Source organism: Endozoicomonas sp. ISHI1, from assembly GCF_024606225.1.
Taxonomy (GTDB): domain Bacteria; phylum Pseudomonadota; class Gammaproteobacteria; order Pseudomonadales; family Endozoicomonadaceae; genus Endozoicomonas_A.
The window spans coordinates 1-1048 of sequence record NZ_JAGRPU010000144.1; the positions used below are offsets into that span (position 1 = coordinate 1).

Annotated in this window: 1 protein-coding gene; it reads left to right on the top strand. The window is 51.8% G+C overall.

Translation table 11 applies throughout. From position 1 onward, the window contains the following. A partial coding sequence (locus tag KBW69_RS23430; RefSeq protein WP_257282550.1) for a C2H2-type zinc finger protein occupies positions 1–1048 on the top strand: 1048 nt, incomplete at both ends.

Genomic DNA, 1048 nt, shown 5'->3' on the forward strand with positions numbered 1-1048 from the left:
CAATATCACACCGGAGAGCAAACCTGCCCTGAGTGCCAGAAGATCCTGCTAAACGCTCAAGCCCTGAAGGATCACAAAAATAAATATCACACCCCGGAGCAAACCTGCCCTGAGTGCCAGAAGACCCTGCCAAATGCTAAAGCGCTATCGAATCACAAAAGTCAATACCACACCGGAGAACAAACCTGCCCTGAGTGCCAGAAGACCCTGCCAAACGTGAATGCCCTGTCGGCTCACAAAAGAAAAGATCACACCCCAGAGCAAACCTGCCCTGAGTGTCAGAAGACCCTGCCAAACGCTTATGCCCTTACGAATCACAAAAGTCAATATCACACCGGAGAGCAAACCTGCCCTGAGTGCCAGAGGACCCTGCCAAACGTGAATGCCCTGTCGGCTCACAAAAAAAAAGATCACACCCCAGAGCAAACCTGCCCTGAGTGCCAGAAGACTCTGCCAAACGCTCAAGCCCTGTTGTATCACAAAAGAAAAGAACACACCCCAGAGCAAACCTGCCCTCAGTGCCAGAAGATTCTGCCAAACGCGAAAGCCCTGTCAGATCACATAAGAAAAGATCACACTCCAGCGCAAACCTGCCCTGAGTGCCAGAAGACTCTGCGAAACGCTCAAGCTCTGTCGGATCACAAAAGAAAAGATCACACCTCAGAGCAAACCTGCCCTGAGTGCCGGAAGACTCTGCCAAACGCTCAAGCGTTGTCGGAGCACAAAAGAAAAGATCACACCCCAGAGCAAACCTGCCCTGAGTGCCAGAAGACCCTGCCAAACGCGAAAGCCCTGTCGGTTCACAAAAGTGAATATCACAGCGGAGAGCAAATCTGCCCTGAGTGCCAGAAGACCCTGCCAAACTTGAAAGCCCTGTCGGTTCACAAAAGAAAAGATCATACCTCAGAGCAGACCTGCGCTGAGTGTCAGAAGACCCTGGCAAACGCTCATGCCCTTACGAATCACAAAAGTCAATATCACACCGGAGAGCAAACCTGCCCTGAGTGCCAGAAGACCCTGCCAAACGCGAAAGCCCTGTCGGATCACA